This window comes from Arcobacter sp. LA11, assembly GCF_001895145.1.
GTDB lineage: Bacteria > Campylobacterota > Campylobacteria > Campylobacterales > Arcobacteraceae > Halarcobacter.
Map to the genome: position 1 here is coordinate 22,969 of NZ_BDIR01000015.1, position 17,439 is coordinate 40,407.

14 protein-coding genes are annotated in these 17,439 nt (G+C 27.1%); all 14 read right to left on the minus strand.

The window, feature by feature from the left end; translation table 11 throughout:
- Positions 1 to 15: 15 nt before the first annotated feature.
- The 14 genes from BT997_RS13320 to gltB are packed head-to-tail and all read right to left on the minus strand — an operon-like array spanning position 16 to position 17,373.
- On the minus strand, positions 16 to 1,119 hold the full coding sequence (locus BT997_RS13320; RefSeq protein ID WP_072682437.1) for a glycosyltransferase family 4 protein: 1,104 nt from the start codon (positions 1,117 to 1,119) through the stop codon (positions 16 to 18).
- Positions 1,109 to 1,852, minus strand: coding sequence for a glycosyltransferase family 2 protein (locus BT997_RS13325; RefSeq protein ID WP_174247248.1), 744 nt, complete (start codon positions 1,850 to 1,852; stop codon positions 1,109 to 1,111). Before BT997_RS13325 ends, BT997_RS13320 begins: the two co-directional genes overlap by 11 nt.
- A gap of 15 nt (positions 1,853 to 1,867) precedes the next feature.
- Positions 1,868 to 2,842: a polysialyltransferase family glycosyltransferase gene (locus BT997_RS13330; RefSeq protein WP_072682439.1), complete on the minus strand. Its 975-nt coding sequence runs from the start codon at positions 2,840 to 2,842 to the stop codon at positions 1,868 to 1,870.
- A 9-nt stretch (positions 2,843 to 2,851) separates the two neighbouring features.
- The gene (locus tag BT997_RS13335) at positions 2,852 to 4,015 is read right to left on the minus strand and encodes a glycosyltransferase (protein WP_072682440.1); all 1,164 of its coding nucleotides are present in this window, start codon (positions 4,013 to 4,015) and stop codon (positions 2,852 to 2,854) included.
- Positions 4,012 to 6,018 (minus strand): LTA synthase family protein, encoded by a 2,007-nt coding sequence (locus BT997_RS13340; protein ID WP_072682441.1) that lies wholly within the window; start codon positions 6,016 to 6,018, stop codon positions 4,012 to 4,014. The genes BT997_RS13335 and BT997_RS13340 overlap by 4 nt, the downstream gene beginning before the upstream one ends.
- Positions 6,019 to 6,024: 6 nt before the next feature.
- Positions 6,025 to 6,810, minus strand: coding sequence for a kinase (locus BT997_RS13345; RefSeq protein WP_072682442.1), 786 nt, complete (start codon positions 6,808 to 6,810; stop codon positions 6,025 to 6,027).
- Positions 6,801 to 7,157 (minus strand): diacylglycerol kinase, encoded by a 357-nt coding sequence (locus tag BT997_RS13350; RefSeq protein WP_072682443.1) that lies wholly within the window; start codon positions 7,155 to 7,157, stop codon positions 6,801 to 6,803. Before BT997_RS13350 ends, BT997_RS13345 begins: the two co-directional genes overlap by 10 nt.
- Before the next feature lie 3 nt (positions 7,158 to 7,160).
- Positions 7,161 to 8,069 carry a lipid A biosynthesis lauroyl acyltransferase gene (locus BT997_RS13355; protein ID WP_072682444.1) on the minus strand — a complete coding sequence of 303 codons (909 nt, stop codon included), beginning with the start codon at positions 8,067 to 8,069 and terminating at the stop codon, positions 7,161 to 7,163.
- Complete coding sequence (waaC, locus tag BT997_RS13360; RefSeq protein ID WP_072682445.1) at positions 8,053 to 9,060, minus strand: lipopolysaccharide heptosyltransferase I; 1,008 nt, start codon at positions 9,058 to 9,060, stop codon at positions 8,053 to 8,055. Before waaC ends, BT997_RS13355 begins: the two co-directional genes overlap by 17 nt.
- Entirely contained in the window at positions 9,057 to 10,529 is a 1,473-nt protein-coding gene (locus BT997_RS13365) for a Ppx/GppA phosphatase family protein (RefSeq protein ID WP_072682446.1), read from the minus strand. The genes waaC and BT997_RS13365 overlap by 4 nt, the downstream gene beginning before the upstream one ends.
- 2 nt (positions 10,530 to 10,531) lie before the next feature.
- On the minus strand, positions 10,532 to 10,786 hold the full coding sequence (locus BT997_RS13370; RefSeq protein ID WP_072682447.1) for a YfhL family 4Fe-4S dicluster ferredoxin: 255 nt from the start codon (positions 10,784 to 10,786) through the stop codon (positions 10,532 to 10,534).
- A 41-nt stretch (positions 10,787 to 10,827) separates the two neighbouring features.
- Positions 10,828 to 11,559, minus strand: coding sequence for an inositol monophosphatase family protein (locus BT997_RS13375; protein WP_072682448.1), 732 nt, complete (start codon positions 11,557 to 11,559; stop codon positions 10,828 to 10,830).
- Positions 11,560 to 12,933, minus strand: coding sequence for a glutamate synthase subunit beta (locus BT997_RS13380; RefSeq protein WP_072682449.1), 1,374 nt, complete (start codon positions 12,931 to 12,933; stop codon positions 11,560 to 11,562). It lies immediately after the preceding gene.
- Between the two features lie 3 nt (positions 12,934 to 12,936).
- Positions 12,937 to 17,373 carry a glutamate synthase large subunit gene (gene gltB / locus BT997_RS13385; RefSeq protein WP_072682450.1) on the minus strand — a complete coding sequence of 1,479 codons (4,437 nt, stop codon included), beginning with the start codon at positions 17,371 to 17,373 and terminating at the stop codon, positions 12,937 to 12,939.
- Between the last annotated feature and the right edge of the window lie 66 nt (positions 17,374 to 17,439).

Genomic DNA, 17,439 nt, shown 5'->3' on the forward strand with positions numbered 1-17,439 from the left:
ATCTAATAATAATAACTAAAAACTCTTAAATATATTTATTATTTTATCAAATTGAACATCATTATTAAATGATTCATTTGCTTTCTTTTGTCCATTCTTTGCTAATTTTTCTTTTAAAGTATTATCAAAATAAAGTTTTTCAATTTTATCTGCTAAATCTGTAGAGTTTTGTGATTCAAAAAGTAATCCATTTTCATTGTCATCTATTATTTCTAAAACACCCCCTGCGTTTGCACCAATTACAACTGTTCCCATTTGCATAGCTTCAATAGTAACTAATCCAAAGGTTTCATTCTTCGATGCCATAATAACAACATCACACGTCTGCATAAACTTATGAGGTTCATTTGTAAAACCTAAAAATTTTACATCTTCATTTAAACTATACGATTTTACTTTTTCTTTTAATTCTACTAAATACTCTTCTTTCATTGGATGACCTACAAAAAAAGCTTTAATATTTAAATCTTTTTCTTTTAATTTATTCATTGCTTCAATTAAAAGATACTGTCCTTTAAATTCATTAATTCTTCCAATTAATCCAACTACAAAACTTTCTTTAGAATCTATTGAGTTTTTAAAAGAATTAATATCTTCATCAGAATAGAGAGAAGAACACTGAGCCCCTAAATAAACCTGTTTTATTTTTGGTCTTATATCATCTGGTATAAATTTTATTAATTGTCTTTCTAGTTCTTTTGTCACGGCAATCATTAAATCAATATTTTTATATAAGAACTTATGGTAAAAATCATCTTTAAATCTTGTCATAGTCATATGCCTTGATTGTACAACTTTTGGTTTTCTTTTTGAAAAAACCTTAGCTAATACAACAATTGGTAAATCTTTTGTCCAATGTAAGTGAATTATATCAATATTATTAGAGTCAATTATTTTAGATAGTTTTATTGCATTTATTAAAGAAAAACTACTCTTCCTTTTTAAACTATAATATTGACTTTGAGTATTTTTATAATAATCCTCTAGTTTACTGTTATTTCCAATAACTGAGATAACATTAAAATCTTCAGACAGTCGTTCTGAACATTTACACATATAAAGTTCTAAACCTCCTAAATCAGGAGATAAACAAACTTCAAGAATATTTTTATTTATCATCTTTTTGCATTTCTAACATCAAAGCATATTTCATATAAGAACTAAAAGCTGAGATAACAGCAACATTCCAACCATGAATACCATGAAATGCTCCACCTTTTAAAACTAAAGCTTTAAATAAAGCCCCTACTCCATGAATAAATGGATCAAAAGCATTTGCTCTTTTACCTGCATCATAAGAAATTTGAGCGCCTCTTTTTATAAACTTTTCAGTTACTCTTATCATATGAACATAATCTTCATAAGAATAATGAAGCATATCAGCTTCTAAATCACATATATTTTTAGCTTCAACTTTTGCATGTCCTTTTTGTTTAGAATAAGCACATTTTTTCCTATTGTACAATCTTGTTACTCTATCTGGATACCAAAGCTTTATAAAATTATCGCCAACATATGTTTTTCTAGCAAAAGAAAAACCATCATATTCAGTTTTTTCTAAATCTAATTTCTTAATTGCATTTATTGCATTCGTATCAAGTCTCTCATCTGCATCAATACTTAAAATCCAGTCATGTTCTGCAATAGGCTCACCAAAAGCTTTTTGAGGACCATCACCTAAATATTTTTGCTTAATTACTTTTGCACCTAGAGACTCAGCTATTTCACATGTTTTATCCGAGCTTAATGAATCTACAACTAATACTTCATCACACACTGTTTGTACAGATTTAATAACAGCTTCAATATTCTTTTCTTCATTTAATGTAATTATATTTGCAGTAATTTTCAAAATTTACTCTTTCTTTTATTCAATTATTTTTATATTGTTTTCTTTAAAATATTTATAAGCATCTTCAAACCAGTTAAAACTTTTTAATATTTCTTTTTTATTAATTCTAAAAGACAAAACTTCTAAATCGTTAAATATTCTTTTTAAAGAAAATAATAATGTTGTATTAATTCCGATAATAGCTTTAGGCTTAAAATCTAACTCAGCAAAATAAAATTCTCCAGGTTGTTTACTTTCAATTATATTTATTTTTCTATTCAAAGTATATGAAAGAAGTCTTTCTTTTTCTTCTCTTCTATGCATTAAATAGTAAACTTCACACTTAGGAAACTTACTTATAACCTTATTTAAATAGTCTATATAAGTATCATCAGAAACTCTTCTATTCTCAACCAAAGGTTGTCCTAAAACATATATTTTATCTTCTATTTCTTTATTTATTAAATTATTTATCTTTTTAAAATATTCAAAATCATGATTAATAATATCGATATCATTAATCGTTTCTAAATTAAAAAATGTGAAAAAGTTAATTATCTTAGTTGTTGAAGTTTTTATACCCAAAAGCTTAAATCTCAGTTGTCTAATTCCATCTTTAAAAAGATTTTTACCTTCTTTAATTTCATTATGAATTAAAATTGTCTTTCCACCATCATCTAATAAAAAAAGCTTTTCAGATTTCATATTAGATATAAATATCTTTTGAATAGATCCTAAATCACCAATAAAAACATTCTTAAAACTTTTCTTCTGAAATTTTTTTATTAACTTTACATTTTTAAAAAATTTACTTTTCTTATCTCCACCAAAACGAATAATATTAGAATATAAATGTTTATTTTGTTCTATCAATCTGCTTAGTTGATTCATATTATTTGTTAAATTATTATCTAAAACAATTAAAGTATTATTTTTTAATTCAAACTTACTAATTGCTTCAAATGAACCTAATAATTGAAATGGAGTAGTAATAATAAATAAATTTTCCATACTTAAACTTTATTTGACATATTTATTTAACCATGTATTAACTATAGTATTTGGATTTAAAGAATCTAATAGTTTTGTATAATCATCATGGTAGTACTCTTTATCTTTTGATAAAGACTCTACAACTTTTTTTGCAATATTCTCTTTTTTGGCCTTTGCAATGTTCTGTTCTAACTTTCCAATCATTAACTCTCTCATTCCACCCGGACACTCGTTAATTATAATTCTAGTTTTACAACACATTGCTTCAATTAATACATTACACAAACCTTCAAACTTAGAAGTTAAAACAATTGCCTCTGAATTAGCCATCCATACATATGGGTTTTTTTGATATCCGACAAAAACTACGTCATCTTCAATATTTAATTTCTTAGCTAATTCTTTTAAATATTCTTTTTCAGAGCCCTCACCAACAAGCATTAATTTATAGTTGATATTATATTTATCTTTCATTATTTTATAACTTTCAATTAATAAACCAAAGTTTTTTGCTTTTACAAGTCTCCCTAATCCAAGAATATAAGGTTCTTTAGGTAATAATTCTTTATCTGAATTAGCCAACTCAAGAACTTTATCTTGATAAAAAGGATTTTTAATTGATATTAGTGTTTTAGGAGAAATATCTTCTCTTCTAAACTTATCAACATAAAAGTTTTTTGTTCCATCAGCAATACAATTAACATGTGCATTTTCAAAAAGACATCTACTTACAAATTTAGTTTTCATAGTAGTAATTGTATTTAAAGATACATTTACACATATCCTAGCACTTCTTGAATCTTTAAACTTCCAAATTTGTTCAAAAGTTCCTTGTCCCCTAATTAGAATTAAGTCATAAGGTTCTTGAGCTTCTAATTTTTTTAATTCTTCTTCAAAAACATCACTTAAATAGTATCCTTTTATTACGGGATAAGTTCTTCTTACTATAAGGTTTACAAACCTTGAGAATATATCCCACAAAAAGCCTTTTATACTTTTCTTAAAGATTTTATTAATATCAAAATGGTGAATGTTAACTCCTGTTTCCCTAGGAGCAATCGCTTTATTTTTATCATTAAAATAAATTAAATCAACTTTATGTCCTGCTTGCAAGAAAGCATCAGCTTGATTACATGCAGCTCTTTCCATCCCTCCAAACTTTAAACTTCTTACTACAACAGCTATTCTCATTTTTTACCTTTTTTATATTCACTTCGTACAAGATATTCAGAAATTGCTAAATTAGCTCTATAATAATTTAGCATTTGATCTACAGTTCCATTTTTTAGGTCACTATATTTTTTGATTATATTATCCTTTGAAACTATTTTTGAACCATTAAATCCATAATGATTTCTATTTTTATCAAATAAATCCATACCTATAGATATATGTTCTTGATCTTTTAAAGTTAAATTATATAATGTAGGAAAAATATCCTTATGAGAACCAGAAACCTTACTATTTATAGAAAGTTTTTTTCGTAAGGTATCAGGCAAATAAAAGTATAAAGGAATATTCTTACTATTTAAAAGTTCATTATCATTATATTTCATAATACCATCTATCGTATTATTATCAGCAGTTACAATAACAATTGTATTATCTTTAAACTTTGACTTTTTAAAATTATCTAAAAAAATTCCAACTTGATCTACAGCATATGAATAAGAAGCAATCCTTTGTTTTGCCAAATCTAAGTCTCCTGTAATATGTTTTTTTAGTTCATCATTAAATATTAAACTATTTGTTTTATAATCACTTGGAATATTATACGGAGGATGATTATTTGTACTTAAAGCTACTAAAAATTGTTTTCTATTTGATTTATCAAGTTTTTTTAAAATATAAGAATATAAATATTCATCAAAAATTCCCCAAGGATGAAAATATTCACCTTTCTCTTTTTCTTTCTTTTCAATATCATTATAAATATTTATTTTTCCCTCAACATTTTGATAACCTTGATATTTAATAAAATTACCCAAATCTCTCCAGCTTAGATCACCACCATAGATAAAACTAGTTTCATAATCATTTTTATTAAAAAGAAATCCAGGGCTATAACTAAAGTTAGTTTGCTTATAAATAGATTGAGAAAAAGCAAAAGAACCTGGTCTGTGAGGAATATTAAGTAATAAAGCTTGCAAACTAGAAATTGTTCCATCTCCAGATGAAATAAAATTAGTTAAAAGTACATCTTCTTCAAAATGTTTCTTTAAACTTCCTAAAATATCAAACTTTTCACTTTGATATTTTAAAATTGGCATACCAAAACTTTCTACCATTATTATGACAACATTATAATCTTTGTCATCTACTTTTTTTGTATTATATGTAATATTCTTTAATAAATCATTCCTATTTATATCTTTAGAACCTTTATATATTTCAAAAGCTTTTTCAATATTCTTTTTAAAACCCGTTGTTTTTAATAAATCATATTTTTTTCTCAAATATTTTTCTCTTGCACTTAATGCATTTGTAAATGCCCTAAAACCATTATGAGAAACTTTATTTATAAACTCATTCTCTGATATATTTGGAATCATCTTCCCTAATGGATACATTCCAAATGTACCCCTTATAGCCAAAAAATTCAATAAAAATATTACAAAAAATAAAATAGCTGAAAACCTAAAGAAATTAAATACAGAAATTTCTTTCTCTTTTATCTCAAATATTTTTTTTATTATAAAAAATAAAAATAAAAGATAAATAAAAAACAATAATAAAATTAATACTACATTATAGTTTTGCCAAAAAGTTGTTAACAAAGCTTTTGTATCATCATCAAAAAAACCAAAAAATAAAATATTTATATGATCTTTAAAATATGAATAAAAACCAAAATCAGCACATAAAAAGAAGCTAACAATTGTATAAGTTATAAAAAGATAATAAACAAAAAATTTATTAGCAAAATCAAAAAAACTTTCTTTCTTTAAATAATATAATGTTATTAAAGAAATAGTTGCTAACGCTTGTATATATCCAATTACAGTAAGATCAATTCTAAAACCAAGGAAGAATGCCTTTAAAAGATCATTATAATGAGCTGATAGATCATCAAAAGGAGAATAATAATTAAAAAAAACTACTCGAAAAAAAGACATTATTACTAAAAAGATTATATGTGCTAAAATAAGTTTTTTAAAAATATTTAATGTCTTTGACATTATAGTTTTGTTCATAAACCATTAACCTTTCAAATTTTTCAATATAAGGAAAAGTTTAAAAAACCCTTGTCCATCTCTTCCAATAATCTTATTAACAAATGAAATTTGACTAATAGTAATTAAAAAAGAAATTTTTTGAGATAACTCTTTTAATTTAATTTTAAAATCCCTATTCATAGGACATAGTTCAATATACTTATTTATAACATATTCATAATCAACATCAAAACTAGCTCTTGTCTTTGTAAGAGACAATAAAAATAAAATTAAATCTCTTAACTGTAAAACTTTTAATTCAATACTTTTATCAAAACTATCTTCTAAATCAATTACAAATATTTTTTCATCTTTATAAGTAAAGTTTCTAGCTTGTGCACCACCATGAAATTCATTTAAATTATGTATTTTTGATATTTCTAATAAAAGTTTATCTATAAAATAATACATCGTATTTTTAGATATATCTTTTTTTCTGATATTTGAATTTGCAGTTTTCCCACAATCTTCCAAAACAAAAAAATTATCATTTTGATAAGAGATATTAGGAGTATTAACGCCTTTATCTTTTAAACTTTTAATTTTTGTTGTTTCAAATTTAATACTTTCATTATTACTTTTCTCTTCTACTGGTAAAAGAACTTCAATTGGAAATATTTTATAAAATAGTTTATGAGAAAAAAATGATTTTGTAGCTCTTGCTTTTTTTAACCAGTATTTTTTAGATTCATATTCAAAAGAAAAAATCTCTTTATCTTCTTCTGTATATAATCTCAGAACCAGTTGTTCAAAATTTTTATCTATGCCCATATAATAACTATTATCCAAATAGATATATGCAAAATAATACTAAACATTACTGCAGTTGCCCCAATATCTTTTGCTGTTTTTGCTAAAGGAGCATGTTCTGTAGTAACAAGATCAACCACATTTTCAATAGCTGAATTTAAAAGTTCTACAATTAATACTAATATTCCAGTAACTAGTAAAATTAATTTATATACTAAAGTTACATCTATTAATATAATCCCTATAATAATAAAAACTGCAGATAATAATTCTAATCTAAATGAACTCTCTGTCTTAAAAGCATGCTTTAATCCATCAAATGCATATTTAGTATTTTTAAAAAGGTGATATTTTGGTTTATTATTCATTTTCTACTTTCTTTTATACAAATCTTTATAATATTCTTTCCATCTTTTATGTTGCCAAAACCATTGACTAGGAGTTTCTAAAATCTGTTCTTCAATAACATCTGCTTGTATTTGAGTTAATTCTTTTTCTTTGTTATCTGTCTTAAACTCAATACTTCTAGAATCTATTATATCATGAACTTTAATTGTATAGTTTCTAAAATCATTCATAATTGCAAATAAAGGTATTATTACAGCATCAAATTTTAAAGCTAATCTAGCAGTAGAATCAGTAGCTAAAATTTTTTTATTGAAAAATTCTATTTCAATACCATCTCTAATATGCTGGTCAATTGCAACTGCTACAAAATGATTTTTTTTAAATGCTTTTATCATTCCTTTAGCCGCAACTTTTTTTTCTAACATAATTATATTATTTCTATCTCTAGCTTTTATATACATATCATTGATTAAAGGATTATTCATCTTTCTATTTACTACAGCTAAAGTACCATATTTTAACGCAATATAAGGAATTGCTAATTCCCATCCACCATAATGTGCCGTTACGAATATTATCTTTCTATTCTCTTTTATTGCATTTAAAATCACTTCTTCATTTTCAATATTTGCTTTTGATAAAAGTTTTTCTTTTGAGATAGATTGATTTTCAATAAATTCGTACATATTAAAAAGTAATGATTTATAAGATTCTTGAATTATGCTATTTTTTTCTTCAATAGAGATTTTATTTTCAAAAGCTAAATCTAAATTTACTTTCGCAATATGTTTATGTTTTTTACTAAATTTATATACTAACTTTGCAATAAGTAAAAGAATTTTTTTTAAAATAAAATTTGGTGTAACCTGAAAAATTAATTTAAATAAGATATATAAGAAATATGTGAAATAATCCTTAGCAGTTGCCTTCATATAATATTCCTTCTGCCAAATTAACAATTTCCTTTACTTCAATATCTTTTATTGAATAATCATCTTTATTTAACTTTAAGGGATTAACCACAGAATCTGATTCAATAATTTTATTAACATTTGTTAAATAAGTATTTCTATTACCTGGTGTACAACCAAAAATTGTAATTGAAGGAATATTTAAAGCCCAAGCCATATGTGTAGGACCAGTATCATTTCCAATAACTAAATCACAATTTTTTATTACTGCTTTTAAATTATTTAAATCTAGTTTAGGGAGCACTATTGCCGAAGAATTTAAAGCTATTTCATCTGCTATCTCTTTTTCTTCATCATTACCCCATGCGATTAAACAATTTTCACTTAGATAATTTATTATTTTAGCAAAATTCTCTTTAGAATACATTTTTGAAGACCAACTAGCACCAACTATAAATAAAACATTCCGTTTTTGACTTCTTAAATAAGGATATATTTCTCTAGGTTCATCTTCAAAAAATAAAAAAGGTTCTTTATTTATTAAATCTTTTTCTGAAACTTGAATATCTAAAGATTTACATAAAATATCAATATTTCTATCAATTACATTTTTATCGTATGCAGAATTTATTTTTTTGGTATAAAAAAAAGAAGCTGTTCCTTCTCTAGTTGATTTTTTATCAAAACCTATTCTATTCTTTCCTAAATATTTTGAAACAATAGCAGATTTAATTAAACCTTGGGCATCTATTACAAAATCATAATCATTTTTTGAATACTCTTTTAACATAGAAACTTGTGAAAATAAGTTCTTTTTATCTTTTTTTATTGATTTTAAATTTAATTTATATATATTATCAATATGTGGATTATATTCTAAAACTTTTGAAAAAGCTTCTTCCACAAACCAGTCAATTTGAATATTAGGGATTTTCTTTTTAATAAATTGTAAAGCAACCATTGCATGGATAATATCACCCATAGCAGAAAGTTTAACAATGGCTATTTTCATGAAACTACTTTTACCTTAACTCCTTTTGGAGTTTGTAATTTATCAACTTCACTCTCAACTAAATATATACTTTTTTGAAGACAAACTTTTAATTTATTCTCTTTTAGTTTATATTTTACTTTTGGATTTGAAAAATCTTGATTTATAGTTAAATTTAAAGATATCATAAATGAAAGCCATTGCATAGTTTCAAAACATGGCAATAATTCATTATATCTATCTAAATCTCTTTTCATAGGAAGTGATTTTTTTGAAAATTTAATTATATGTGCAATTGTAACTCTTGATGAATGTAAAAAATCATAATTCAAACCACTTAATATAAAATCAAAAGTATTATCATTTGACTTATAAAAGTTAAGAGTTGTACCAATAGAATGTAACTTAGAAGCAACAACTAATAATACTCTGTATTTATCATCTAATTGATGTAATGGTTTTAAAACTTCAAATATATCAGAAGCATTTTTTCCAAAATATGAACTTTGCTTAGAATCTATTTGAAATCTATCTAATAAACTTCTAACACTTACATTAAAATTACTTGGAAACTTACAATTTGAACTTCTAAGTAAATCTGTAAGATAAACACCTTCTCTAACCCCTGCACCAGAAGTTATAACTCTTGAGGTATTTAACTCTTCAAGAATTGTATTAAAGATAAATGTTCCTTCTTTAATAGTGTCAAACCTATCTTTTTTTACACCAATATGTTTTAAAGTTGTATTATTTTTTGCATTTATAATTGATTCAATAATATACTTATTTATAGAGACAGGATAAGTATATCCATGAAGTATATCTAAAGGATAATCATTTTTATTCATAATTATTTTACTAAGTGCTCTGATACTACCACCAATACCAACTATTGTTGTAGGGACATCAAAACCACATGATGTAACTTGTTTTAACTTCTCTAAAATATAATTTTTTGCACCTTCAATATCACCTTTACTAAAGAAAAGCTCATTTAATCGTACAGTACCTACATCTAAAGATATACATTTTTCAATTTTTCGATTATTAATAAAAGCAAATTCTGTAGAACCACCACCAATATCAACTGTAATAAACTTATCACAGTCTATTAAGTTTTGAGCAGCAACACCACCATAATAAGCCTCTTTTGATCCATCAATAACTTTTATATTTAAACCTAGTTCATTTTTAACTTTTGATAAAAATTCTTTTGCATTTGGAGCATCTCTTAAAGCTGAAGTTGCAACACAAATTATTTTTCTAGATTTTAAAGCTTTTGAGATATTTAAAAAAGATTGCAAAGAGTTAAATGCTCTTTGCATTGGAGCTTCTTGAAGGTTACCATCATTTTCATAACAACCTTCAGAAATTTTTACACGACTTTTTGTTTCATTTATAAGATTAAAAGCAAAACGACTACTTTTTTCTAATACAACCATCCGCATTGAGTTTGACCCAATGTCAATAATAGTTGTGACCTTAGCCATTTTTAAACTTCTTCTTCTTGTAACTGCTCGTATTTAAACTGCAACTCTTCCATTGTTTCTTGGTTATCTGGATCAACTATAATACAATCAACAGGACATACTTCAACACAGGCTGGTTCTTCATAGTGACCAACACATTCAGTACATCTATCCGCATCAATTATATATATCGGATCCCCTTCTTCGATTGCATCATTTGGACATTCTTCTCGACAAGCATCACATGCTATACATTCATCTGTAATTATTAAAGACATTTATTTCCCTAACTAAAATATTATGTTGGAGTTATAACCTATTATTCTTTAATAATTTCTTTAATCAGGGTGAAATAGTATTGCTTTTTAGCCATAATTAAGAATTCAGCTTCCTTATGTATAAAAAGGTCACTACAAATGTATAATGCAGCAGCAATATCAAACTCTCTAATACTACCTGCAAAAAGTACAAAATTGTAATTTTTAGCGTATGCTAAAGAAATTGCAATAGCGCCTGGACTTCTAAATTTTATTTTTTCTTGATTTAACTTTTTTATTACATTTGGATAAGAATATGCTCTTTCAAAAATTCCTATTTGAGGATTTTCTACTTTTATAAAATTTATAGATTTATTATTCAAAATATCTATTTGTTCTAAATTATCATTAACTTTATAAATCATAATATGATTTACTAAATTGACAACATATCCTGCTTTAGTTTCATTATCTATTTGTAAAGCAACAGATGTTCCATAATAAGGCAACCCAGAAAGAAAGTTGTGACTTCCATCTAATGGATCAATTATTATTTTAATATTTGATTTAGAACTTATTAGCCCGGCTTCTTCAGAAAAAATATCTCCAAAAGAGTCTAAATATTTAATAAAAATATTTTCAGCTATTAAATCAATATTTAGAGTGTTGTCTCCGCCATATCCTATAGTAGAAGACTCTTCAAGGTCAGATGAGTCCATATGAGTATTAATATACTCATATAGCTCTTTATTTGCTTTTATAACTGCATTTGTAAATGAGTTATAATCAAACATTTAAGAAAGTACTTTTGTAATCTCTCGTGCAGCTTCTCTGCCATCAACAGCAGCAGTAACTGCTAAGTGTGCACCTCTTTGACAATCTCCACCTGCATATACTTTAGCATTTGAAGTTTGATAATTTATTGTTTCTATTCCACCCCATGAGTTTGTATTAATATTTAACTCTTTTAAAAATAATGGAGCTTCAGGAGAAAACCCAAGTGCAAAAATAATGATATCTGCTTCTTCTATATATTCACTACCTTCAATAATACTAACTCTTTGTCTTCCTGATTCATCAGGCTCAGAAAGACCAGTTTTAAGAAGTTCAATTCCAGATGCTTCATTATTTAATGTAATAATTTTTTTAGGACTTACATTAAATACAAATTCTACACCCTCTTCTTTTGAATTAACAACCTCTTTTTTAGAACCAGGCATATTTGCTTCATCTCTTCTATAAAGACATTTAACTGATTTTGCACCTTCTCTAACTGAAGATCTAACACAGTCCATAGCAGTATCTCCACCACCAATAACAACAACTCTTTTATCTTTTACATCAATAAAATCAGCGTTTTTATTTCCTAAGTTTCTCTTTTGGATACCAGTTAGAAATTCCATTGCAAGATATACATTCGATGCATCTTCGCCATCAATTCCTGCAAATCTACCAGCTTTTGCTCCAATTCCAAGATAAATTGCATCAAATTCTTCATTAAGTTCTGCAACTGTTTTATCTTTCCCAATTTCGCAATTTAAATGAAGTTTCATTCCAGCTTCTAGTAACCAATTAATTCTTCTATCAACTGTTGTTTTATCAAGTTTAAATCCAGGGATTCCATACATAAGTAATCCACCAGCTCTATCTTCTCTTTCAAACATTTCAACAGCAATTCCTTTTCTTAGTAGAAAAGTTGCAGCTGAAATTCCAGAAGGTCCAGAACCAATAATAGCTACTTTTTTATCACCTTTAATTTCTGCAAATTTAGGTTTCATACCATTTTCAAATGCTCTTTCATTTAAATGAGTTTCAACAGCACCAATAGATACAGCACCATGACCAGTATTTAAAGAACAAGCACCTTCACAAAGTACATCTTGAGGACAAATTCTTCCTAGAATTTCTGGAAAGGGAGATGTTTCATTTGATAAGGCAAATGCTAAGTCCATATTCTTTTCAGCAGTCTGCTTTAACCATGCAGGGATAAAGTTATGTAAAGGACATCCTGTATGACAATATGGGTCACCACATTGCATACATCTGTCAGATTGTTCTCTAGCTCTATGTTTACCAAATACTTGGTAAACTTCATTATAATCTTTTAATCTTTGTAATACATCTCTTTTTTCAGGATTTATTCTTTCAAATTTAGTAAAATTTAACATCTCTTAATCTCCCTCATCTGGATTCAGTGGTAACACTGTCATATTTTTAGGCTTAACCATCCAGAAGTTTCTAATTTCAGCTCTGAAGTTTTCTAAAATCTCTTCAGCTCTTTCAGACTCAGTCTCATTTAAATAATCCATAAGTAATCTTTTTAAGAATAGTCTTTCTCTCTCAGTATCATCAGTATCAATTCTTACAGCTTCAATTAATTCTTGGTTCATTTTATCTACAAATGATTTTTCAGGGTCATAAACAAATGATAAACCACCAGTCATACCAGCACCAAAGTTAACACCTGTATTTCCAAGAATTACAACTATACCACCAGTCATATATTCACAAGCATTATCACCTGTTCCTTCTACAACTGCAGTACATCCAGAATTTCTAACACCAAATCTTTCACCTACTGCTGCTCTAATGTATAACTTTCCACCAGTAGCACCATACAGACAAGTATTTCCACCACCTGCAAATTCTGGACCTTGGTGTATTGTATTAACAATAATTTTACCACCATTCATACCTTTACCAACATAATCATTTGCTGCACCTTCAAGGTATAAATTCATTCCTTTACTTAATAATGCTCCAAAAGATTGTCCAGCAATACCTTTTAAGAATATATTGATTGAACCATCAGGTAATCCAACATCACCATAATATTTAGCAATTTCACCAGAAATCAATGTACCAAATGATCTATTTAAATTCGTGATTGTCTCTTTAACTCTAATAGGAGTTGAAGGTTTTTCAATTGTTTTATGAACTTTTTTAAGTAACTCTTTTTCAAACTTATTATTATCAAATGGATCATTTGAATCTTTTTGACACGTATCTATACCATCAATTCTTCTTAATACATTTTGAAAATCAAATTTCTGAGCAAACTCATCATCAATAACTTTTAATAAATCACTTCTACCAACAATTTCTTCAATACTTGTATAACCTAAACTTGCAAGAATACTTCTTACATCTTCAGCAATAAAAGTAAAGTAAGAGATTAATCTTTCTACAGTACCTGTAAAATATTCTCTTAATTCTTCATCTTGTGTTGCAACACCAACTGAACATTTATTTGTATGACAAATTCTTAAAATTTTACATCCAAGTAATGTTAAAGCTGCTGTACCAAAGGCATAAGACTCAGCACCAAGCATAGCTGCTTTAACTACATCCATACCAGTTTTTAAACCACCATCTGTTTGTACATGTACAAACTCTCTTAAATGATTCGCTTTAAGTGCATTGTGTGCTTCAGAAAGACCAAGTTCCCAAGGATTACCTGTGTGCTTAATAGATGTTAAAGGAGCGGCTCCTGTACCACCATCAGCACCAGAAATTACAATTCTATCTGCATATGCTTTTGCAACACCTGCTGCAATTGTTCCAACACCAATAGTTGATACAAGTTTTACAGTAATCTTAGCTTCAGGGTTAATTTGTTTTAAATCAAAAATCAACTGAGCTAAATCCTCAATAGAATAAATATCATGATGAGGAGGAGGTGAAATAAGTGTAACACCAGCAATTGTATGTCTAAGTGTAGCAATATATGGAGTTACTTTATGTCCTGGTAACTGTCCACCTTCACCTGGTTTTGCACCTTGAGCAACTTTAATTTGAATCTCTTCAGCAGATCTTAAATAGCCTGGAGTTACACCAAACCTACCAGAAGCAACTTGCTTAATTTTAGAGTTTTTAAGAGTATTGAATCTTGCTATTTCTTCTCCACCTTCACCTGAGTTTGAAGCACCACCAATAGTATTCATAGCTACTGCCATTGCTTCATGAGCTTCAGGCGAAATTGAACCACATGACATAGCAGCAGTTGCAAATCTTTTAAAGATTTCATCTTTTGATTCAACTTTACTCACATCAATAGCTTCTTTGTCAGAATTAAATTCAAAGAAATCTCTAATAAATTTTTTATCTCTATTATCAACTATCTCTTTTAACTTTTTAAAATCTGAAATATCTTCTTTATTCGCAGCTTGTTTATTATGCATAGCTCTAGTAGTATTTGGACCATAATCATGGTATTCACCACCTTCAATATATTTATAAAAACCACCTAAATCTAAAGGAAAAATATGTTTATCATCAAAAAATGCATTGAAATGTTGTTTTTCAATTCTTTTTTCTATATCTTCATATCCAAGTCCTGCTAAATCCGAATGAGACTGAGAGAAACAATCTTCAATAATTTCATCATTTAATCCAATTACATCAAACAATCTTGAATTTCTATAAGAAGCAATAGTACAAATTCCCATTTTAGACATGATTTTAAGAAGACCCGCATTTACAGCTTTTTGTGTATTTTTAAGGAATCTTTGCATCTCATATTTAGATACATTTTTTCTTTCATATAATGCAACTGTAGAAGCATACATCATGTATGGATACATTGCTGTAACACCATATCCAATCATAACCGCAGCCATATGTGGATCATAAACTTCACCAGTTACTGCAACTATTGAAACATATCTTCTTAGACCTTCTTTTAATAATCGTTCATTAATAAACCCTACAGCCATTGCCATTGGAATTAATTTTACATTTTGATTTATATCTCTATCATCTAAAATAACAACAGATACACTATCTTCTTTTACTGCTTTTATAACATAAGAAGCAAGCTCTTCTAAAGCATCTTTTAAATTTGATTTAAATGTTGTTGAGAATACTCTATTTTTGTAATATGCATCATATCTAGGAGATGTTGGATTACCAAAAGAATTAAGTACATCAAACTTTTCTTTCATTAAAATTGGAGATGCTACTTTTAATCTTTTTGCATATTCAGGCTTTTCATCTAAAATATTATGAACATGTCCAAATCCAGTCTCTAAAGACATTACGATTTTTTCTCTATATGGATCAATAGGAGGATTTGTTACTTGTGCAAATTTTTGTCTAAAAAAGTCAGTAAAATTTCTATTTACAGTTGAAAAACATGCTAAAGGAGTATCATCCCCCATAGAACCAACTGGTTCTTTACCATCTTTTGCCATTGGTTCAATAATTTGATCAATTGCTTCATATGTAATATTAAAATATTTTTGTCTTTTTTCTAACTCTTCCATCTTATAATCATCTGTATCAAGGAATGATTCATCAATGTACTCTTGCAGATAATCCATATCTGCATTTAACCATTTACCATAGTTTTGTGAAGATTTTAAATAATCATTAATGTCTTCTTCTTTTAAAACTTTTCCGTGTTTAAGGTCTAAACCAATCATTTCTCCAGATTGAAGTCTTCCTCTTTCAAGAATATTATCTTCATCTAAAGTTATTGTTCCATACTCAGAAGTGATATACATTTTATGATTTTTTGTAATTACATATTTAGAAGGTCTTAATCCATTTCTGTCAATTAAACAACCAATATGCCTACCATCAGTTAATGATACTGCAGCAGGGCCATCCCAAGCTTCCATTGCAGTTGAAGCATATTCATAAAATGCTCTTAAATCAGCATCCATATGTGGTGCATTTTGCCAAGGTGCAGGAACTAAAGATCTTGCAGCTTTAAAGAAATCAACACCATTTGCAAGCAAAAACTCAAACATGTTGTCTAATGAAGCAGAATCCGAAGACCCTGTTTGTAAGATTGGTAAAATTCTTTTTATTTCTTCTTCAGTAAAAACCTCTGATTTTATATCTTCTGATTTTATTTGAACATTAACTCTATTTGCTTCAACAGAGTTGATTTCACCATTATGTGCAATAGCTCTAAATGGTTGTGCAAGTCTCCATTGAGGAAGAGTATTAGTTGAAAATCTTTGATGAAATAATGCAAACGAAATTCTAAAGTCATCATCTCTTAAATCAACATAAAAATGTTTAATATGCGTAGGCATTATAAGCCCTTTATACGCAATTACTTTTGATGAAAATGTTGGAATATAAAAATCTTTTTTATCTATTAATTTGTGTTCACACTCTTTTCTAGTTAAGTATAACATAGCATCAAATCTTTTAGATGACATTAATGCATTTGCACTAACGAAAACTTGAATAATATGTGGTAAAGTATCTAATGCTTGTTGTCCTAAAGCATCCTTATCTAAAGGCACTTCTCTAGTTAATAATACTTTTAAGTCATTCTCTTCACAGTGTTCTTTAAATGTTTCAATATCGTTTAAATCTTTTGTAAATATCATAGCTACTGCGTAAATTTCAGGTAAATCAACATCTTGTTCACTAGCTATTTTTCTCATAAATCTATTTGGCATAGATAATAATAAACCTGAACCATCCCCAGTTTTACCATCTGCTGCCACTGCACCTCTGTGCATCATTCGCTCAAGCGAAGTTATAGCGTCTTCTAAATTTTCGTGACTTGGTCTATTTTTTAAATCTGCCATTAAACCAAAACCACAGTTATCTTTAAAAGAAGTAAGTAAATCTAAATTACATCCCATCTTTATCCTTTGTGTATTTGTATCTTTATATTCCTCATAAAGTGGAATAATGTATCTAAAAATTGT

Coding starts and splice junctions, on each gene's coding strand:
- BT997_RS13320 (WP_072682437.1), bottom strand. CDS start 1,119: ATGATAAATAAAAATATTCTTGAAGTTTGTTTATCTCCTGATTTAGGA.
- BT997_RS13330 (WP_072682439.1), bottom strand. CDS start 2,842: ATGGAAAATTTATTTATTATTACTACTCCATTTCAATTATTAGGTTCA.
- BT997_RS13335 (WP_072682440.1), bottom strand. CDS start 4,015: ATGAGAATAGCTGTTGTAGTAAGAAGTTTAAAGTTTGGAGGGATGGAA.
- BT997_RS13340 (WP_072682441.1), bottom strand. CDS start 6,018: ATGAACAAAACTATAATGTCAAAGACATTAAATATTTTTAAAAAACTT.
- BT997_RS13345 (WP_072682442.1), bottom strand. CDS start 6,810: ATGGGCATAGATAAAAATTTTGAACAACTGGTTCTGAGATTATATACA.
- BT997_RS13350 (WP_072682443.1), bottom strand. CDS start 7,157: ATGAATAATAAACCAAAATATCACCTTTTTAAAAATACTAAATATGCA.
- BT997_RS13355 (WP_072682444.1), bottom strand. CDS start 8,069: ATGAAGGCAACTGCTAAGGATTATTTCACATATTTCTTATATATCTTA.
- waaC (WP_072682445.1), bottom strand. CDS start 9,060: ATGAAAATAGCCATTGTTAAACTTTCTGCTATGGGTGATATTATCCAT.
- BT997_RS13365 (WP_072682446.1), bottom strand. CDS start 10,529: ATGGCTAAGGTCACAACTATTATTGACATTGGGTCAAACTCAATGCGG.
- BT997_RS13370 (WP_072682447.1), bottom strand. CDS start 10,786: ATGTCTTTAATAATTACAGATGAATGTATAGCATGTGATGCTTGTCGA.
- BT997_RS13375 (WP_072682448.1), bottom strand. CDS start 11,559: ATGTTTGATTATAACTCATTTACAAATGCAGTTATAAAAGCAAATAAA.
- BT997_RS13380 (WP_072682449.1), bottom strand. CDS start 12,933: ATGTTAAATTTTACTAAATTTGAAAGAATAAATCCTGAAAAAAGAGAT.
- gltB (WP_072682450.1), bottom strand. CDS start 17,373: ATGGGATGTAATTTAGATTTACTTACTTCTTTTAAAGATAACTGTGGT.